The sequence below is a fragment of the Methanolobus sp. genome (assembly GCF_016278365.1).
Lineage (GTDB): Archaea > Halobacteriota > Methanosarcinia > Methanosarcinales > Methanosarcinaceae > Methanolobus.
Window position 1 is genome coordinate 219,628 of the sequence record NZ_JADQBZ010000004.1, and the last position, 17,538, is coordinate 237,165.

General features: G+C 45.5%; 24 protein-coding genes. 13 read left to right on the forward strand and 11 right to left on the reverse strand.

The genetic code is table 11. The features are described from left to right. Window positions 1-6 precede the first annotated feature (6 nt). The 5 genes from cobM (at window position 7) to QZZ22_RS04680 (ending at window position 3,078) form a co-directional block, all read left to right on the forward strand. A complete protein-coding gene (gene cobM, locus QZZ22_RS04660; RefSeq protein WP_015053969.1) occupies window positions 7-741 on the forward strand; it encodes a precorrin-4 C(11)-methyltransferase in 735 nt (244 codons plus the stop codon). 62 nt (window positions 742-803) lie between these two features. After that, complete coding sequence (locus tag QZZ22_RS04665; protein ID WP_292463078.1) at window positions 804-1,250, forward strand: cobalamin biosynthesis protein CbiG; 447 nt, start codon at window positions 804-806, stop codon at window positions 1,248-1,250. Beyond that, complete coding sequence (locus QZZ22_RS04670; protein ID WP_292463079.1) at window positions 1,247-1,600, forward strand: cobalamin biosynthesis protein; 354 nt, start codon at window positions 1,247-1,249, stop codon at window positions 1,598-1,600. Before QZZ22_RS04665 ends, QZZ22_RS04670 begins: the two co-directional genes overlap by 4 nt. Then, window positions 1,569-2,372, forward strand: coding sequence for a precorrin-3B C(17)-methyltransferase (gene cobJ, locus QZZ22_RS04675; RefSeq protein ID WP_292463080.1), 804 nt, complete (start codon window positions 1,569-1,571; stop codon window positions 2,370-2,372). The genes QZZ22_RS04670 and cobJ overlap by 32 nt, the downstream gene beginning before the upstream one ends. Further along, window positions 2,362-3,078 (forward strand): precorrin-8X methylmutase, encoded by a 717-nt coding sequence (locus QZZ22_RS04680; protein ID WP_292463081.1) that lies wholly within the window; start codon window positions 2,362-2,364, stop codon window positions 3,076-3,078. The genes cobJ and QZZ22_RS04680 overlap by 11 nt, the downstream gene beginning before the upstream one ends. A gap of 39 nt (window positions 3,079-3,117) precedes the next feature. On the opposite strand, the gene QZZ22_RS04685 is transcribed toward QZZ22_RS04680, so the two are convergent. The 6 genes from QZZ22_RS04685 to QZZ22_RS04710 all read right to left on the reverse strand — a co-directional run bounded on the left by QZZ22_RS04685 (window position 3,118) and on the right by QZZ22_RS04710 (window position 7,583). Further along, window positions 3,118-3,774, reverse strand: a complete 657-nt coding sequence (locus QZZ22_RS04685) for a cytochrome c biogenesis CcdA family protein (protein ID WP_292463082.1) — start codon at window positions 3,772-3,774, stop codon at window positions 3,118-3,120. An 8-nt stretch (window positions 3,775-3,782) separates the two neighbouring features. Then, entirely contained in the window at window positions 3,783-4,283 is a 501-nt protein-coding gene (locus tag QZZ22_RS04690; protein ID WP_292463083.1) for a thioredoxin family protein, read from the reverse strand. A gap of 96 nt (window positions 4,284-4,379) precedes the next feature. Then, the gene (locus QZZ22_RS04695) at window positions 4,380-5,060 is read right to left on the reverse strand and encodes a 2,5-diamino-6-(ribosylamino)-4(3H)-pyrimidinone 5'-phosphate reductase (protein WP_292463084.1); all 681 of its coding nucleotides are present in this window, start codon (window positions 5,058-5,060) and stop codon (window positions 4,380-4,382) included. A 66-nt stretch (window positions 5,061-5,126) separates the two neighbouring features. Beyond that, window positions 5,127-5,981 (reverse strand): CBS domain-containing protein, encoded by an 855-nt coding sequence (locus QZZ22_RS04700; RefSeq protein ID WP_292463085.1) that lies wholly within the window; start codon window positions 5,979-5,981, stop codon window positions 5,127-5,129. A gap of 13 nt (window positions 5,982-5,994) precedes the next feature. Then, window positions 5,995-6,450, reverse strand: a complete 456-nt coding sequence (locus tag QZZ22_RS04705) for a universal stress protein (protein WP_292463086.1) — start codon at window positions 6,448-6,450, stop codon at window positions 5,995-5,997. 29 nt (window positions 6,451-6,479) lie between these two features. Beyond that, window positions 6,480-7,583 carry an amidohydrolase family protein gene (locus QZZ22_RS04710; protein WP_292463087.1) on the reverse strand — a complete coding sequence of 368 codons (1,104 nt, stop codon included), beginning with the start codon at window positions 7,581-7,583 and terminating at the stop codon, window positions 6,480-6,482. A gap of 363 nt (window positions 7,584-7,946) precedes the next feature. Between QZZ22_RS04710 and QZZ22_RS04715 the strand changes: the two genes are divergently transcribed. Both QZZ22_RS04715 and QZZ22_RS04720 read left to right on the forward strand, forming a co-directional pair. Continuing rightward, on the forward strand, window positions 7,947-8,273 hold the full coding sequence (locus QZZ22_RS04715; protein WP_292463088.1) for a DUF167 domain-containing protein: 327 nt from the start codon (window positions 7,947-7,949) through the stop codon (window positions 8,271-8,273). A gap of 434 nt (window positions 8,274-8,707) precedes the next feature. Further along, window positions 8,708-9,178 carry a toprim domain-containing protein gene (locus QZZ22_RS04720; protein ID WP_292463089.1) on the forward strand — a complete coding sequence of 157 codons (471 nt, stop codon included), beginning with the start codon at window positions 8,708-8,710 and terminating at the stop codon, window positions 9,176-9,178. 2 nt (window positions 9,179-9,180) lie between these two features. Here QZZ22_RS04720 and QZZ22_RS04725 read toward each other — a convergent pair whose 3' ends face one another. The 3 genes from QZZ22_RS04725 to QZZ22_RS04735 form a co-directional block, all read right to left on the reverse strand. Continuing rightward, window positions 9,181-9,561: a DUF356 domain-containing protein gene (locus QZZ22_RS04725; RefSeq protein WP_292463090.1), complete on the reverse strand. Its 381-nt coding sequence runs from the start codon at window positions 9,559-9,561 to the stop codon at window positions 9,181-9,183. A gap of 164 nt (window positions 9,562-9,725) precedes the next feature. Next, the gene (gene proC / locus QZZ22_RS04730) at window positions 9,726-10,541 is read right to left on the reverse strand and encodes a pyrroline-5-carboxylate reductase (RefSeq protein ID WP_292463091.1); all 816 of its coding nucleotides are present in this window, start codon (window positions 10,539-10,541) and stop codon (window positions 9,726-9,728) included. Between the two features lie 33 nt (window positions 10,542-10,574). Continuing rightward, window positions 10,575-11,060, reverse strand: coding sequence for a multiprotein bridging factor aMBF1 (locus QZZ22_RS04735; protein WP_292463093.1), 486 nt, complete (start codon window positions 11,058-11,060; stop codon window positions 10,575-10,577). An 80-nt stretch (window positions 11,061-11,140) separates the two neighbouring features. Between QZZ22_RS04735 and QZZ22_RS04740 the strand changes: the two genes are divergently transcribed. Both QZZ22_RS04740 and QZZ22_RS04745 read left to right on the forward strand, forming a co-directional pair. Beyond that, on the forward strand, window positions 11,141-12,430 hold the full coding sequence (locus QZZ22_RS04740; protein WP_292463094.1) for a proteasome-activating nucleotidase: 1,290 nt from the start codon (window positions 11,141-11,143) through the stop codon (window positions 12,428-12,430). Between the two features lie 130 nt (window positions 12,431-12,560). After that, a complete protein-coding gene (locus tag QZZ22_RS04745; RefSeq protein WP_292463095.1) occupies window positions 12,561-13,151 on the forward strand; it encodes a DUF99 family protein in 591 nt (196 codons plus the stop codon). A 30-nt stretch (window positions 13,152-13,181) separates the two neighbouring features. Here the strand turns inward: QZZ22_RS04745 and glmM are convergent, their stop codons facing one another. Next, complete coding sequence (gene glmM, locus QZZ22_RS04750; protein WP_292463096.1) at window positions 13,182-14,522, reverse strand: phosphoglucosamine mutase; 1,341 nt, start codon at window positions 14,520-14,522, stop codon at window positions 13,182-13,184. Window positions 14,523-14,631: 109 nt separating this feature from the next. Here glmM and larE point away from each other — a divergent pair, with 109 nt between their 5' ends. The 4 genes from larE to QZZ22_RS04770 all read left to right on the forward strand — a co-directional run bounded on the left by larE (window position 14,632) and on the right by QZZ22_RS04770 (window position 17,280). Beyond that, the gene (larE, locus tag QZZ22_RS04755; RefSeq protein WP_292463097.1) at window positions 14,632-15,432 is read left to right on the forward strand and encodes an ATP-dependent sacrificial sulfur transferase LarE; all 801 of its coding nucleotides are present in this window, start codon (window positions 14,632-14,634) and stop codon (window positions 15,430-15,432) included. Beyond that, on the forward strand, window positions 15,429-15,878 hold the full coding sequence (locus QZZ22_RS04760) for a GNAT family N-acetyltransferase (RefSeq protein WP_292463098.1): 450 nt from the start codon (window positions 15,429-15,431) through the stop codon (window positions 15,876-15,878). Before larE ends, QZZ22_RS04760 begins: the two co-directional genes overlap by 4 nt. A gap of 10 nt (window positions 15,879-15,888) precedes the next feature. Continuing rightward, a complete protein-coding gene (locus QZZ22_RS04765) occupies window positions 15,889-16,425 on the forward strand; it encodes a DUF531 domain-containing protein (RefSeq protein WP_292463099.1) in 537 nt (178 codons plus the stop codon). Window positions 16,426-16,506: 81 nt separating this feature from the next. After that, complete coding sequence (locus QZZ22_RS04770) at window positions 16,507-17,280, forward strand: DUF166 family protein (RefSeq protein ID WP_292463100.1); 774 nt, start codon at window positions 16,507-16,509, stop codon at window positions 17,278-17,280. Window positions 17,281-17,342: 62 nt separating this feature from the next. On the opposite strand, the gene QZZ22_RS04775 is transcribed toward QZZ22_RS04770, so the two are convergent. Continuing rightward, window positions 17,343-17,538: hypothetical protein (locus tag QZZ22_RS04775; protein ID WP_292463102.1), on the reverse strand; the 196-nt coding region annotated here is incomplete at its 5' end.

Consider the following 17,538-nt stretch of genomic DNA (forward strand, 5'->3'; position numbering starts at 1 on the left):
ATCACAATGACGAACAATAAAGTATATTTTGTAGGTTCCGGTCCGGGCAATGAGAAATATATAACCGTTGCAGGCCGTGAACTTCTGGAAGAGGCGGACCTGGTTATATATGCAGGCTCACTTGTGAATCCAAAAGTACTTGATTACTCTAAAGGGGAGAAAATTGACAGTTATGGTCTGACCCTGGACGAGACCAATAAGCTCATACTTGACAGTCTCAGAGCCGACAAGAAAGTAGTCCGGCTACACAGCGGTGACCCGTCTCTATACGGGTCTATTGTGGAGCAGATGGAAGAGTTAAAGAACGCCGGTGTGGAAATTGAGATCATACCGGGGGTGTCTTCCGTTTTCGCCACTGCTGCCGCCTTGCAAACACAGCTGACACTTAATAATGTCTCTGAGACACTTATTATCACACGCCCGGCAGGACAGACCCTGGAAAAGGACAAGATAAAGGAACTCTCCAGGCACAATGCGACCATGGCTGTTTTCCTTGGAACCCAGAAGATCGAGGAGATCATGGAAAAGGTTGAGTACCCGCCGGAAACTCCAGTGGCAGTAGTCTTCCACGCTTCATGGCCTGACCAGAAGATCATAAAAGGTACTGTAGCTGATATTGCAGGCAAGGTCAAAGAAGCAGGTGTCAAACGCTCAGCTATGATACTGATCGGTGGAGTTGTGGACCCTGTGAACTATGGGAGGTCTTACTTATACGGAGTGGCACAAGAACCGCTGTCATAACCTTCGAGCGCAATCTCGAAGTTGCACAGCGTATTGCAGAGCACCTTAAAGCTGATGTCCTGATGTATGGGAAGGATATCTTCAGTAAAGCATTCGAGGATTATGATTCCATCGTGGCGGTCTTTGCCACGGGGATAGTTGTGCGTGATATCGCACCACTCATCCAGGACAAGTGGAAGGACCCGGCGGTAGTGGTGGTGGATTCAAACATGAATTTTGCCATTTCCCTGCTGGGAGGCCACCATGGAGGTAATGATCTGGTCCGAAAGATCTCAGAGATCGGGCCGATTCCGGTCATCACGACAGCGACCGAAGTGCATAATCGCAATTCGGTTGAAGGCATCGCTAAATCCCTCGGCTGTGATATCGTCAACAAACCCTCCACAGTGCAGGTCAACTGTGCCCTGCTGGAGCAGGATGTGGAGATTCTTGAGATAAAAGGGCCCCGGATAGTCATTGTCGGCGATGATGTGTCCGTCCTGAAAAAAGAGAAGGCAGAAATCTCATGATAGTAGGTATCGGAGCCCGCAGGGGTATCAGCAGTCAGGAAGCAATAGATGCTGTGCATAATGCTCTGGCAGAACTTGGAAGGGACATCGCTGATGTGCAGATGCTTGCCTCCGCAAAGTTGAAAGAGAACGAAGAGGGCCTTCATGAGGCATCAAAGGCCCTTGGGATCGAATTAAGGTTCATAGATCACGATGAATTGAACAGGTATGATGCGCCGTCTGATTCGCAGGCAAAACGCTTCGGGCTTACAGGTGTGGCAGAACCGGCTGCACTGGCGCTATCGGAAAAAAAAGAACTTATACTAAGGAAGAAAGTTTATGGTAGGATCACAATCGCAATCGCAGAGTGAGGCATCCGGGAAAGGAAGGCTATACATTATAGGTATAGGTCCAGGCTCCGTGGAACACCTTACAGTAAAGGCAAGAGAGGTCATACTGAATTCCGATTATATTGTCGGTAACGGTACTTATCTTGATCAGATGGCAAGTCTGCTGGATAAGCAGAACATTGTCCGCAGTGCAATGGGTAAGGAAGTAGACCGTGCACGTAAGGCAGTGGAGCTTGCGCAGGGTAACGTAGTTTCCATGATCAGCGGTGGAGATGCTAATATCTATGGCATGGCAGGCCTTGTGCTTGAGGTCGCAGAGCACGCAAACCTCAACGTTGAGATAGAGGTGCTGCCAGGTGTAACAGCTATCACAGCTGCAGCCAGTGTTCTCGGTGCGCCTATTGTAAATGATTTCTGTACCGTGAGCCTCAGTGACCTGCTGACTCCCTGGGAAGTCATTGAGAAAAGGCTTGATGCAGCAGCTTCAGCAGATTTTGTAATGTCTCTCTACAACCCCAAGAGCCGCCAGCGTAATTCTAATTTCTCACGGGCTATCGAGATCATCAGGCGTCATAAGGATGATTCCGTGCCTGTAGGTCTTGTAAAGAATGCCCTGAGGGACAAGGACCAGGATTATATTGTCACAACCCTTGGCGAGGTACTTGACCATAACGACTGGGTGGACATGAGCACCACCATCCTTATTACTACTAACGACTCCCGTATATGGGACACGCCGTATGGTAAGAGGATCATCACTCCGAGGGGGTATCACAGGAAATATGACTACTGAATCCAAAAAGACCGACGCAAGTATCGAAGACCTTGTGGAAATGACTACTGAGATCGACCCGGAGCTTATTGCTATCTGTAATGACCTTGGTTCACAGACCGACGAAGCAAAGGCTATCTACATGACAAGCCGCAATATTGCCCGCAAACTTGTAGGCGATGAGACGGTTGAGGACCGTGTCAAACAGCGTTGTGTTACCTCAACAGGTGATCCTGCGGTTGCGGATCTCATGCGTTTTGTCAACGACCCTATCAAAGCAGGTGTGGAAGCCATCAAAAAAGGTGCTCCAATGCTTGTAGACATCAACATGGTCAAGGCAGGCATTACCAAGAGAGGTCACAATTGCGAGATAATCTGTGTACTCGATAAGGATGAGGATGCAGAACTTGCCCTCAAGTACGGCATTACAAGGACCGCAGCAGGTTTCCTGAAATGCAAGGACATACTTGAAGGCTCGATTGTAGCTATCGGCAATGCGCCATCTGCTGCATTTGCAGTATGCAGGATGATAGAGCACGGCATCAGACCGGCTATCATTGTGGGCACACCTGTGGGCTTTGTCAATGCCGCAGAATCAAAGGAAGCTGTCAGAAACATGGATGTTCCCTCCATCACATGTGTCGGAACACGTGGTGGCACGCCTATGGCAGTTGCTTGTGTCAATGAACTCGTTACCATTGCAAACGAAGATAAGAGTATAGAGTAAAACTAATATCTTTTATCTTTTTTCAAGGGCTTCCTTTTTTTAGATGTACGCTGCTATGGCATTTGTGTATACTATCCAGGAGCCGGCAATTATAAGCAAAGCTCCTGCTACCTTTTTTATTCCTGCGTCATATCTTGCTATCTTGCTTAGTCTGGCTGAAGATATGTTTGCTGAATATGCAATGATAAGCATGGGAACTGCAAAACCAATTGAATATATAAAGAGCATTGATGCACCATAGGTCATATTCCCTTCTAGCGCAACAGCGGCAAGTATTGCTCCCAGTATCGGTCCTACACAGGGGATCCAGATCACTCCAAGGGATGCTCCAAGGAGCAGCCCTCCAAAAGGGCTATTTTTCTGGACATGTATCTTTCCTGTATAGTTTGCCACGATACCGAAAATGTCCGCTCCAAAGAGCATAGAGATGCCAAATATAACTATAAGTAGTCCTGCAAGGATCCTTAGGTTCTCAATATGTGGGTAGAGTACTGCACCAAAAGCTGAAGCTATGATACCCATGAGTGTGAATGAAATGCTAAGTCCAAGCACAATGGCAAAAGGCCTGAACTTCCCTTTTCCGGCAGAATATGCCAGGATTACCGGGAGTAAGGGGAGTACACACGGTGACAGCACACTCACAATGCCAGCGAAAAATGATGCTATCGGACCCAATGAAAAAGTATCGTTGAACATGTCCGGGATTATACCTGCAGACTGGACCTGTTAAGCTCTTCGAGGGCATGATCAAGTGTTTGTGTAAGCACTGCTTTTCTTGTAAGTCCCACGAATCTTGCTTCTTCCCTGTTAGAGGTGATCTGTCCATCGGGTTTCATGTAAACATAAGTCTTGTTCTCGATACCAACTATAACAAATGAATCTGGCACGTATCTCACGCCAAATCCTAACGCACCGACCTTCGCCGTGTCAATGTACATAACACTTGCTCTACCCTCATATTCTGCAGCGATCTCCTCCATGATGGGCATCTGTGCTTTGCAAGTAGGGCATCTTTCAGAGCCAATCTCAACAAGCACAGCTCCTGATTCCAGCGCTGCATTGATGTCTCCCAGGCTAGCTACATGTATTATGCCCGCTCTATCCTGGGATGGTATATCCGTATCATTTACATCGCTTCCTACGCATCCACTGATTGCTAGCACAATGACAATAGTAAACATCAAGTGCAAGATATTTTTATGCATGTTATACCCCCAGAATCCTTATGAACTTCCGGTTAAATATCCTTTTGCATGGTGTGATGAATACGCTTTTCTTTCTGAAGGGAGCTTGGCCGGGATTTAATCATGTGATACTTTCCATTGCAGGAGAACGCCATCTTCCATCCTGGACGCATCAACCAGTTCCAGTTTTAGTATGTCCTTTTCCAAAAACCCTTCGCCATCTGCAAAAGTCGGGGCAATCTTACCGCCTATTATTAGATTGCCAACAAAGGTATAGATCTCATCCACCAGGCCTGCAGACAGGAGTCCCCAGTTGAGGGTGGCCCCACCTTCGACCATCATCCTGCTTATGCCTATATCCTTCAATATTTCCATGGCTGCAGGGAGGTCCACCTCATTATCACCGGCACAGATGACAGTTCCCTTTTCCCGAAGCTTTTCAACCCTTTCAGCCGGGGCGGAGTCAGCTACAACTATAATCCGTGTACCTTCTCCTTTTATGAAAATGTCTGCATCCGGAGGTATCCTTGCCTTGCTGTCAATCACTATCCTGACAGGGTTCTCTTTCAGTCCTGCCTCTTTGCGCTCAAGCCTCCTTTCCGGAGATTTGACGGTAAGGCTGGGGTTATCGGCCAGTATGGTTCCGATTCCCACCATAATGGCATCAGAAGAGGCTCTCAATTGGTCCATCCTGTCAAAATCTATCTTTCCTGATATCCTTAACTGTTTCCTTTCCTTTGTGGATATCTTTCCATCCGCTGACATTGCGGAATTGATGAATATAAAAGGTCTTCCCATTAGGACCACTCTGACGGATCAGAAAAAATATAATGTCTGTGAACCTCCTGTCGGAAGGTTCACATATCACTCACTGTTCACTACTGCCTTTAGCAGGTTGCGGTCCCTTAAAAGGCCCAGGAATCTCTGGTTCGCGTTCACAATAGGGATCTGATCGATCCTGTTGCGCTTCATCTTGAGTGCACACTCGCTGACCCCGGAGATGTAGGCAGCCTTTACGAGGTCTGTGACCATGATATCTTTCGCAGGCACCGACGGAACATTTACTCTTGAGACGCTGTAATAGATACTCATAGTGTCTCTCATGGATTCCCATGTCCATTCGTCATCGTCCGATCCATTGGACATATCAGCCATTTCGACAGTGTCCACGATAATGCTTGCGTTTATTATGTCCCTGTCGGTGATTATGCCTACCACTTCAAGATGGCTGTCAATCACAGGGACAGCTTTTGTTTTTGCAAGTTCCATTATTCTTGCAACAACGTTCAATGGAGTGTCTGTCCATACTGGCACTGAAAGGGGATTTAAGTACTGGCCAACATGCTCTGTAATATTCATGTCAGCAAGAACTGCTATAATATCAGCAACTGACAATATGCCAACCAGTTTCCCATCTTCAACAACCGGGAGTCTTCTGATGTTGTTCTCAAGAAGGATCTTAGATGCAACAGTTATGTCTACATGTGGCTCGATAGTCATGGGGTTGCGGGTCATAAGCAAAGCCAGTTGCTCTTCCTCTGGGTTTTTCAACAAGTTTGCCCGGCTGACTATCCCCACAACCTTGCCGTCTTTCAGGACAGGAACTCCTGATACCCTTTTATCTTTAAGTAAACTATGGACTTCGTCCCTTGAACCTGGAATGGTTGCATAGGCGACATCCTTCCTCATAATATCCATAACTTTTACATTCTTTGGCATATTTTACTCCCTCTTATTCCTCTCCGGACCTGCCACGAACAACAAGTACCGGTACCCTGGAATTGCGAATAACGTTCTCAGCTACGCTTCCAAGTAAGAAATGATCAAGTCCTCTCTTCCCGAGAGTTCCCATAATAATAAGGTCCATACCCTGTTTATCAGCAAAATCAACTATCTCAGATCCAGGATGACCTTCAAGGATAACTGATTCGAATGGTATGTTCTCTTTTTGCGCAATTTCCCCAACGGATGTCGTTACTTCAATTGCTTCCTTTTCCAGGAGCTCATACATCATTTCCCAGCCTGCGTCCATGGGGATGGATGCAAAAGCAGCTGTATCGACGACATATCCTGCATACAGTTTAGCCCCGCACATCTTTGCAAACTCCAGAGCATGCTGGATAGCTTTCTTGTTCTGATCGGATCCGTCAGTTGCAATAAAAATCTTCTTATATAAGTCGCTTTTCATAATCCCTCTCCGTTGTGAACAGATTTAAGTCAAATGATCATGGATAGAATATCGTCAGGTCTTCCTCTTCTCACGATACTGCTGATAGGATTTCTTACACCTGCAAGATTATGTGAATTTCCATTGAGGATCATTAATTTCGCGTGGTTCTTTTCCAGAATAGAACCGGAGGTATTAAGCCCCAATACTGCTGCACCCATAAGCGTACACATAATAAATACTTGTCTGTCCTCAAGCCCGAATACCTTTGATAGTATCTCCATTTCTGAGAACATGCTGACTGAGTTAAGCATAACATTGTCTGTCCCTATAGCAACCCGGATGCCTGCTTTAAGCATTTCACGTACTGGTGCCATACCTGCTCCTGTTATGAAATTAGAGCGTGGACAAACCACGACCGGAATGTTCATAGCAGATATGTCTTTAAGATCACTTGCCTGTGCTTTTGTGAGATGTATCAATAACTCCGGTTCAAGAGAGAGTGCTTTTTTGATATCGCTCCTGTCATTCTCTCCCGCATGGATCGCAAATATCCTCTTATTTCTTTTAGTATGGGTTCTGATCTCTTCCAGGATATGCATGTCCGTGTCGTTGGCACCGCTCATTCCAATACCATCAGCTCTCTCAAGAACCTGTTCTATTTCCCTGTGCACTACTTCTTTATTCACAGAAGGGTCCCTTGGCCTCCCCAGTTTGATACACTCAACGCCAAGTCCGTCAACCGCTTCTTCCAGTGCAAGTACTCCCTGGAGGCCTCCTTCCCTGAAGTCCGCAAAAGCGCCGGTTCCGGTCATGATCATGTCCCGGATGGAATGTCCCATTGCTTCCACAAGTTCGCTGTGATGTGTTTTGTTAAGCACCTGGTGCTTCAATCCGTACGGAGGCTTTACAAGGGTGTTGAGGTCTCTTTTTACATAATGATCGATACATTCCCCCAGTTTAGGGTCCTTGAGTACAGAGTCTCCGATGTGCGTGTGCGCATTTATAAAACAGGGTGCAATGATGTTCTTTGAGTTGTTCTTCTCCTCAGAGACCTCTCTGATGATGCCATCTCTTATAACGATACAGCCTTCGATTATATCCATTTCGGGGCCGTAGATGATCGTTCCGTAAACTGTCTGTTCAGTGGTCATTTGCATCATCCGCTGTATAATAAATGCACAGTGGTTCTATTTCCAACTGGCTGTTTTGAGATAATACACTCGATAATATAACGTATTATTTACTTCTGTTGAGATGTCGTTAGATTTATATATTGGTTTCTATAAGATACAACTGCGTATTGCTAGGTCCTTGCATGAGAGTATGGCAGAGCCTTTCTGTGATTGTACAGACAACCTCAATGCGCTACACACATGATAATGCGATAAAAGCCTGTCACGAGGGAAACCGGAAGGGACAGCGGGAATCCCATAGTATGATCTTTCGGAGTTAGTGCGCCGGGCAACAGCATTATCATTTAATCTCACCGTTCCATTATCTCTTTTGGTGATCCCATGTCCTTTGAGGATGCAATAAGAACTGCTCAAGACGGTACCATTATAGACGTAGAAGTAACGCCTGGTGCAAAGAGGGCATGTATTCCAGGTGGTTACAATCCGTGGAGGAAAAGGATCGAGGTCAAACTTTCGGAGAATGCCCAGAAAGGCAAGGCTAACGAGCAGTTGGTGGAAAGTTTTTCTTCATTGTTCGGTGTGCGGACAGCAGAAGTCTCCATCGTTGCGGGCATGAAAAATACTAAAAAATCTGTCCTTATTCTTGGAATCGGGCGTGAAAGGGCAGTATCTGTACTGAAAAAAGGTCTTGAGAATACATCTGATTGAATACTTTCACTTAGCTTGGCTTCTGTTAATATAATCTAAATGTCTATGTAATCATTGAGGTGAAATAGATGGATGATTTCTTTCAAAGCCTAGTAGCAAGAGCTGCTTACTTCGAACAATTCGAAGAATTCGTTCGCTATTACAAGTGATTGTAATGTCACCCTGCCGTATCCTCCTCCTAATCCCAAAGCAACCCGCTTTCATGAACGGCAGGTCACAACTTTCACTTGTTTTCAATTTATATGGCTCTTGGTATCCCGGATGCTTTTCTTATGGCTGGTGCCAACTGACAGTCAGCTTTTAATCATATTATTATTAATTATGTTGCAATGACTTCAGTTTCCTGTTGTCCGATATAATCTACAGGATTCACTGGGAAGAGCTTTCTTCAGTAACTTATGTATATGATCTCATTATCCAGGTCCCAATGACCCATGAAAGATAACAGCAGGCAGAACCGGCAGTTTAAAGCCCCTTTCCATGTCTACGAGAAAAGGCTTGAGAATATTGAAAAAATAATCGATGAGCTAATACAACTTTCAACAGAAAATGCAATATTTATAGTTGAAGGTAAAAGGGACGTTCAGGCACTTAAGAATCTGGGAATCGATGGTCACTTTGAGATAGCTACTCAGCAATCGCTATCCAATTTCTGCGAAAGTATTGCGCAGCTTAATGAAAAAGTGATTATCCTTACTGACTGGGATAGGCGTGGGAATATGTTAATGCTGAAAATGACAAAGCATTTCCACTCATTTGGTGTGAATCCGGATGTGAGATTAAGGGGACAGCTGGTGTCTATTGTTCAGAAAGAAATAAAAGATGTGGAAAGCTTGCCAACCTATGTAATAAAGCTCAGACAACTGGTAGGATATTCCACAACTGAAGGCCATTTTAGTGAATGAGGTTAAATCATCTCCTGATGATGATGTGGCTCCCACGTTCTTTCAAATTCAGGATAAAGTTCGGATTTGTCCATCAACTCTGCATATACGTCATGTCTCGGGCTGACTATTACCACATGAGCAGGTGGGTGTATCTTCCTCAGTTTACTAATAGCTGCACCTGCATTATTGTCCAGTTCTACTAGTGCGGCTGAGCTGCATTTTGCCCTCAGGGGCACTCCGGCAACACTAACAAGCAGATTATCTGCAAAATTAGGCTCGATCCTCTTAGGCTTGGATGCGAACCTCATGTGTCCGTAGTGTTCAAGGTCATGCAATGCAACATTCACTTTATCCGGATTATCGCCTCGGATAACGGCAAAAGATTTTACTTCGATCCCCATTTTATTTTATCCCCCTGTGTTTTTCATGCTAGTACAGATATCAATCCTTTTTCTACCTCTCCACAAGTAGCATAAGAATACCAGCTTAAATCTTATTAAAACTTTGCCTATAATAAGCTTTTCTATTAATATATGGAAAAAAAATAATATTCTATCATAAATACTTATTTGCCGAGCTCCTTTGACCTGTTGGAAGATGCAATGACCGCTTTCATGAATGCTGCCCTTATACCGCTCTCTTCCAGCTCGTATATGCCTCGTATCGTCGTTCCTCCGGGCGATGTGACCATATCCTTGAGCTGTCCAGGATGGGCATTTGTCTCAAGCATCATCTTCGCAGCGCCAAGCACTGTCTGTGCGGCTAATATCAGTGCACTACTGCGGTCAAGCCCTTCATAGACTCCTCCGTCAGCCATGGCCTCTATAACCGGGAAGATGAATGCAGGCCCACTTCCGGAAAGCCCGGTGACAGCATCCATAAGGTTTTCCTGAACTGCTATTGCGCTACCTACAGACTGGAATATTTTGAGGACGTCATCCGCGTCTTCTGTAGTGGCACTTTTCCCCTGTGCTACCGCAGAAGCTGCTTCTGCCACGGTTGCAGCTATATTTGGCATGACGCGTACAACACGTGTACCTTCATTTAACTCGCTCTCTATTGTTTCCAGTTTCACGCCTGCAGCAATGGAAATGACCATCTTGTCCCGGGTGATGGTATTTTTTAGTGAGGAAAGGACTGTCTTCAATATTTGTGGCTTGACAGCCAGAACAATGATGTCCGAGTTCTTTACGACTTCAATGTTGTCCTGTGTAACATTAATATGAAGGCTCTCGCTAAGCTCCCGTAGTGAAGCCTCAAAGACATCACTGGCATAGATGCCTGAGCAGGGAATGATCTCTGCACTGCATATTCCTCTGATCAGTGAGCTTCCCATCTTTCCGGTTCCGATAAAACCAATTTTCTTACCAGCTAAACTCATAATAACCACTTCAATATGATAAAAAGAAACAATTCATTTTTTCTTTATCGTCACGATGTCTCCGAGGGTGGTGCCTTTATTAAGGCGTTCTCCGCTCCAGTCATCCTCTCCGCTTCTTTCGGTAAGTCTGATATTAAGCTCCCTCTCAAGTTTCCTGCGCACACCTTCTTCCGGGACTATCTCTCCGCGTTCAAGTTTCTTTATTAACGTCGCCTTTTCCTTTATCCTTAAAGCAAGCTCTTCATGGCTTAACTGCTTTTTTTCCCTTGCTTCCCTGATTATGTGGTCATAATCATCAACAAGTTCATCACTCATGGCATCAGGGCGTTTTCCTGTCGGCCGGCTGCTCCTCCGTTGTGTGACAGGTGCAACAGGTGAAACTTTTCTGGAAACGGGTGCACGTTTTTCCACGTTCTTCCCATACTGGGAACATCTTGGACATGCAGTGAGCTCACTACCGTCTATAATAATCTTGGAAGAAGGCCCTTTAATGTCAGTGCCGCATATTTCACATTGCATAGATCTCAACTCGAAAAATCAAATCTCATCTTTACGAAAGGGCTATATACCCTTTGCACTTAAATAATGTTCGGAGGCTTATGAGCGAGACCAGCGACAGTGATGTAAATCACGAAAGATATGACTTTACCAATGTAAACAAAGCAGAATACGGCTACTTTGGCGCAGAAAGTGAAGAAGACTTCTCGAAATACCTGCTAGACCGTATGAGGCAACTGGAGTCGCGAAACAATCTCCTGAAGGAGCAATGTGACCAGATAGAGTCAGAAAAGCGTTTTGTGGAAAGCCAGAAACTTAAATACGAACGGGAAGTCAGAAGGCTTCAGGCTGAGATAGACCGCCTGAAAACCGTTCCTCTTGTAGTTGCAACCATAATGGATATAATCAGCAACGATAAGGTCCTTGTGAGAAGTTCGACAGGCCCTCAGTTCATGGTGAACGTATCCCAGTATATCGATGACAAAGACCTTGTCCCGGGAGTAAAGGTGGCTCTGAACCAGCAGACACTTGCAATAGTAGAAGTCATCCCTGCAACCGAAGATCCCGCAGTTTCCGCAATGGAAGTCGTGGATTCACAGGATGTTAACTATGATAACATCGGAGGTCTTGAAGAGCAGATACAGGAACTTATCGAGTCTGTGGAACTGCCGCTTACAAAACCCGAGTCTTTCAAGCGTATTGGCATCTCTCCACCCAAAGGAGTACTGCTGTATGGTGATCCGGGTACGGGTAAAACCCTGCTTGCAAAAGCGGTTGCTCACAGGACCGAAGCTACGTTCATCCGGGTCGTGGGTTCTGAGCTTATCCAGAAATATATCGGTGACGGTGCAAAACTTGTCCGCGATATGTTCGAGATGGCAAGGAAGAAATCCCCAAGTATCATCTTCATAGATGAGCTGGATGCTATCGCATCAAGGCGTCTCAATGATACCAATGGGGCCGACCGCGAAGTACAACGGACCCTTATGCAACTGCTCGCAGAAATGGACGGTTTTGACAATCGGGGCGATGTGCGTATTATCGCAGCCACTAACAGGCTGGATGTGCTGGACCCTGCTATCCTGAGGCCCGGAAGATTTGACCGAATAGTGCACGTGCCGATGCCGGATGTGGAAGCCAGAACAAATATCCTCAAAATACATTCCCGCTTCATGAATCTAGGAGATGATATCGACTTCAGCAAATTGTCACGCATGACCGAAGGCATGAGTGGTGCAGACCTTAATGCAATAACCATGGAGGCAGGAATGCTTGCAGTGAGGTTTGACAAGGAATATGTCGGCATGGACGAATTCCTCGAATCTGTCAAAAAAGTAGTATCAAAAATAGAAGCCAAGCCGGAAGACTTGCCAGTAGGGATGTTCGGGTAAATCCGTTCCCTTACTTTCTTTTGTTCAAACATTTCATCGCAGTTCCTTCAATAGATGTTTCTATACTCTTTTGCCAATCCAAATCCATTCTAAGTAAACTACTTCTGCTATCCTCTGCATAACTTCAGGTGTGAGCAGGCGTTTTCACATCAAGGATGAGATTCGCATTCTTGGGATCGATGATTCGGCCCTTATAGGAGAAAAGATACTGATAGTCGGGGCTTTCTTCAGGGGAGGGATATGGATGGACGGCGTGATGAGTTCTTACATTACACGGGACGGTATGGATGGCACCGATTCCATCATCTCAATGGTAAAGTCGAGCAAGCATTTCCCTCAGGTGAGGGTCATAATGCTGGATGGTATCACCTACGGAGGTTTCAATCCGATAGATATCATTACCCTGCATAAGAAAACGGGGATACCTGTGATCGTACTGATGCGAAAGTATCCTGACTTTGAGATGATAGCAAAAGCCCTCACCAATCTGCCGCATGGGGACGAAAGAATGGCTATTTTCAAAAGAGCGGGCGATATAATTAAAGTGTTCACAGCTGACATCCTAAATCCGGTTTACATCCAATGCTGCGGGATCGGTATCATAGACGCAACTCAAATAGTACAGTCAAGTTCCACAAGGAGCAATATCCCCGAGCCTTTGCGTGTGGCGCATCTTATTGCAACTGGAGTGATTCTCGGCGAATCCAGGGGAAAGGCATGAGCCCTCCTTCCTTTTTTAAGTCCGAAATACTTATTTGCACTTTTCTACCAGCAGGACACCCTCTCCCATAAGTTCGTCTGCTCTCAGTTTAGACCTCGCCTCGGCGAAGATACGTATGATGGGCTCAGTGCCCGAAGGTCTGATGAGTATCCACCCATCTTCATGCCATACCTTAGCTCCGTCGATTGTGTCGGCTTCTTTATTCCATATGATTATATTCTGCTTGACCTTCTGCATCGTCAGGTCAAGATTCTCACACCTTATTTTTGTTTTTGAGTTATAGTATACAGGAACGCTTTCAGAAAGCTCGGATAGTTTTTGTCCGTTAGCAATGATCTCAAGGAATTTGGCGCAGGCCATGGCCCCATCGCGGCAATACTGGTGTTCAGGGAAGATAAGACCTCCATTGCCCTCTCCGCCGAAAACAGCATTGATCTCCATCATCTTCCTTGCCACATGTATCGACCCGACCTCGGTCCACACAAGTTCAACGCCTGCTTCCCGGGCGATATCCTGCATTCTGGAAGAAGAGCTTACAGGCGTGACAATGGGACCTTTTTTCCTCTCAAGCACATACTTTGCCATCATGGCAAGCAGTACATCCTCGGGGATGAAATTGCCTTCTTCATCGATGAATACTGCCCTGTCCGCATCCCCGTCCTGTGCCACTCCCATAACGGAGCCTGTTCTTTTAACAAGGTCTATTATTTCTGTAAGTGCATCAGGGGTAGGTTCCGGGTTTCTCCAGGGGAATGTGCCGTCGACCTGTGCGTTCAGGGTCAGGATCTCGCACCCAAGCTCCCGCAGAAGGAAGGGGAGTGTAACCGAGCCCGCTCCACAGCCGGTATCCACAACCACTTTGAATCTCTTCTCTCTTATCTTCTCACTGTCAACGGATTTTACGATTCCGTTAATGTAATTCTCATTTGCATGCAGGCATGTTCTAAAGCTTCCGGTATTTTCCCAGCTGGCTGTGGCAAATTCCTTGGAGAAGTATATTTTCTCTATTTCAGCTTCTCCTTCCCGTGAGAGCTCAGTACCGTCTTTTGCTATCAGTTTTATGCCATTGTACTCACGGGGGTTATGTGATGCCGTTATTACTATGCCTGCATCAGCATGGTCCCGTACATAATACTGGATGGAAGGTGTTGGAACGACTCCTATATCTACAACTGTTAGTCCTGTTGACAGGGCACCGGCAATTGCTGCTGACTTGAGCATCTCTCCCGAAGCCCTTGTATCCCTGCCGATTGCCACTGTTCCCTTTGACCCCATATATGTGCCAAGACTTCTGGCAACATCCATCACAAGCTGAGGATCTATGTACTCGTTTGCGATTCCCCTTACACCGTTAGTTCCAAAAAAAGCCATCTTATCTCTCCTATCTCCGGATTCCTTACTTAATATGGTATGTCAAATCTGCATTTTATATTTTGTTAACGCGATGCTATTAATAAGATATTTCTCCATATTGAAGGTTATGTATGATGCAAGGATTGACCAGCTGCAGAAAGCGATAATGGAAAAGGATAGTGCCGTTGTAGCTTTTTCAGGTGGTGTCGACAGTGCAACACTGGCATACCTTGCTCACAATGCACTGGGAGGCAGGGCTGTAGCGGTCACAGTGAAGCTCCTTTCTTATCCGGAAAGGGAGCTCGATAATGCAAAAAAGATTGCAGCAGAAATAGGTATAAAGCACAGGATAGTGGACTTTGATGAGTTGAAGGTCCCTTCGATAGCAGAGAACACTTCCAGAAGATGCTATTACTGCAAGAAAGAAATATTGGGTTTGCTTGCTTCTGTAAAGGACGAATTGGGGTTTAATGTGATACTCGAAGGCAGCAATGCATCAGATGCTATTGTATATCGTCCTGGAAGGGAAGCCCTTTCAGAAGCAGGTGAACTTGTATACTCTCCTTTCGTTGAACATGGAGTAACAAAAGAAGAAATAAGACAAATCGCCAGGCACGCCGGGCTCAATGTAGCTGATAAACCTTCTTCACCCTGTCTTGCATCAAGATTTCCCTATGGTGATGTACTGACCCGGGAATCGATTGGCAGGGTCGAAATAGCTGAGAATTTCCTTTCAGATATGGGCTTTACAGAGCTGAGGGTTAGAGACCATAAAGGGATGGCGCGCATTGAACTATGTCCTTTCGATTTCAGGGAGCTTCTGATTAACAGAGAAAAGATTCTGTCCTATTTCAAAATGATTGGTTTTGATTATGTGACGCTAGATATCGAAGGTTTTCGTAGCGGCAGCATGGATGAGATACTTTGAACCCCGACCTGAACTCTGATATCCGGATACGTGACGCTTTACCGGAAGATATCCTCTCTATCCAGGTTTTGATGTCTACTTATTTCCTTGATATTGAAGGAGTGCTCGTGGAAGATTTCGTTGTTGTGCAGAGCGGTGAAAAAATAGTGGGTGCAGGAGCTATTGTGAACGGTCGTTTCCCTGAGGTCCATTCCATAGCTGTGCATCCGAACTACCGCGGAAAGGGAATTGGTTCGTCCCTGCTGCGTTATCTCCTGTTGAGGATAAAGAGCAGAAACGATGCTGGTATTTGCGTCTACACAAGGACAACCTCACCTCTGTTCTTTGAGAAAGTGGGATTCATTGAACTGGACCCTGCAACAAAAGCAGAACTATGGGAAGACTGCGCCTCATGCGACAGGTTAAGTACATGCAGGCAGTCTGTCATGTGCCTTAAACAAGAATAAAGGTGAAAAAATGCTGACTCTTGGAATTGTTAACACTTATGATAAGATCAAAGTGCTCGATGCACACTACAGGGCCATTGCCAGGGCTGCACCGATATGCCATGCATTTGGATTTTCACTTGCACTCTTTGATTTTCCCTTTAAGATGACCCCTGATGAGCTTGTGGACTTTGTTGCAGACAAGACTACAATAGGTGAATCAGGGAAATACCTGCGCCTTCTTCATGAGAAGCGCAAGCTCTTTGTCTTTGAGCTTCCCAAAAAAGGCTTCCAGTCCCAGTTCGGTGAAGTTGTGGTGACATCCTCCAAACCCGGGGACAAGCGTGCTATCAAACCTGAAGAACTTGCTGACGAGATCGTGCGTAACAAATCTTTCCTGCTGCTTGTGGGACTCGGTCACAAAGGCCTTCCAAAGAGCCTCTTTGAGATAGCACCCCTCCATCTTGATATTACAGACAATGGCATTTCTCTGGAAACCTGCACTGCCATTGGATGCATACCTGCCTATCTGATGGGGCTTGTGAGAATGAAAGCAGGAAAGAAGTAAAAATATGTGTTATGAAGAGTCCCGGGAAATCCTGATTGTCTAGGGAAACCTAATTAATACTTAATCCGGAAAAGTCAAAGCATGCGAGTGAACATCTTCTATTCGGGTGAGTTTGGTAAAAAAGTGATAGGTAATCTTGTTAACTCCGACCGGTTCTGCGTGGCCTGCGGTGACCTGTGCGATCATTGCAGAGAACTCAGGCCCGGTTTTGGAAACATCATCACAGGAATCTTTGAATTAAGGAATGATCTTCCGGATTTCATTGAAGAGCCGCTGGAGTACATGCCTGATGCTATTCCTGATTGTGATCTAATCCTCACTATTGATATAAATCCGGATTTGCTTACAGTGATACCTGAGATTGCAGAAAGCTCAGGCGCACAAGGTGTTATAATTCCTATCGATGATTCAAAGATAGTTCCCGCAGGCCTGGCCGAGCAGGTGAAGCAAAAATTGGAAGAAAAAGGCATTGATTGTGAATGTCCAAAGCCTTTTTGTGCTCTGGACATGACAGGTAAGAAATCAATAGATGAGTTCGTTAAACTGGGTTTTGGAAAACCTTCTCTAAGGATTGAAATAAGCCCTGGTGGTAAGATCTTTACCTATGCAGAGGTCCTTAGGGATGCACCCTGCGGTTCGACCTGGTTCGTTGCGAAGAAGCTCAAGTGGTCGGATGTGAAAGAATATAAGGAAACCATATCCGGAGCTCATCATTCTTATCCATGTACCGCAAGTATGGAGAAAGACCCTCAGATCGGCGATACTATCCTGCATGAAGCAGGTTATATTATAAGAACAAGCATTGAAGATGCTATGAAAAAAGGCGCTCAGAAAAAATATACCAGAAAGAAGTAAAATTTACTCCTTTCTTCACTGGACCATGAATATCTCATTCAGGACTGTAGTCCACTGTTGGCTTAAGTTGTAATTACTTCTGTTACAGTGTTTTCTTCTGTCTCATTGTCCTCTGTTTCTTCAACAGCTTCCATGCCCTCTGTTTCGTTCATGTCCCCTGTTTCCTCACCAGTTTCCATGTCTTCTGTTTCGTTCATGTCCCCTGTTTCCTCACCAGTTTCCATGTCTTCTGTTTCGTTCATGTCCCCTGTTTCCTCA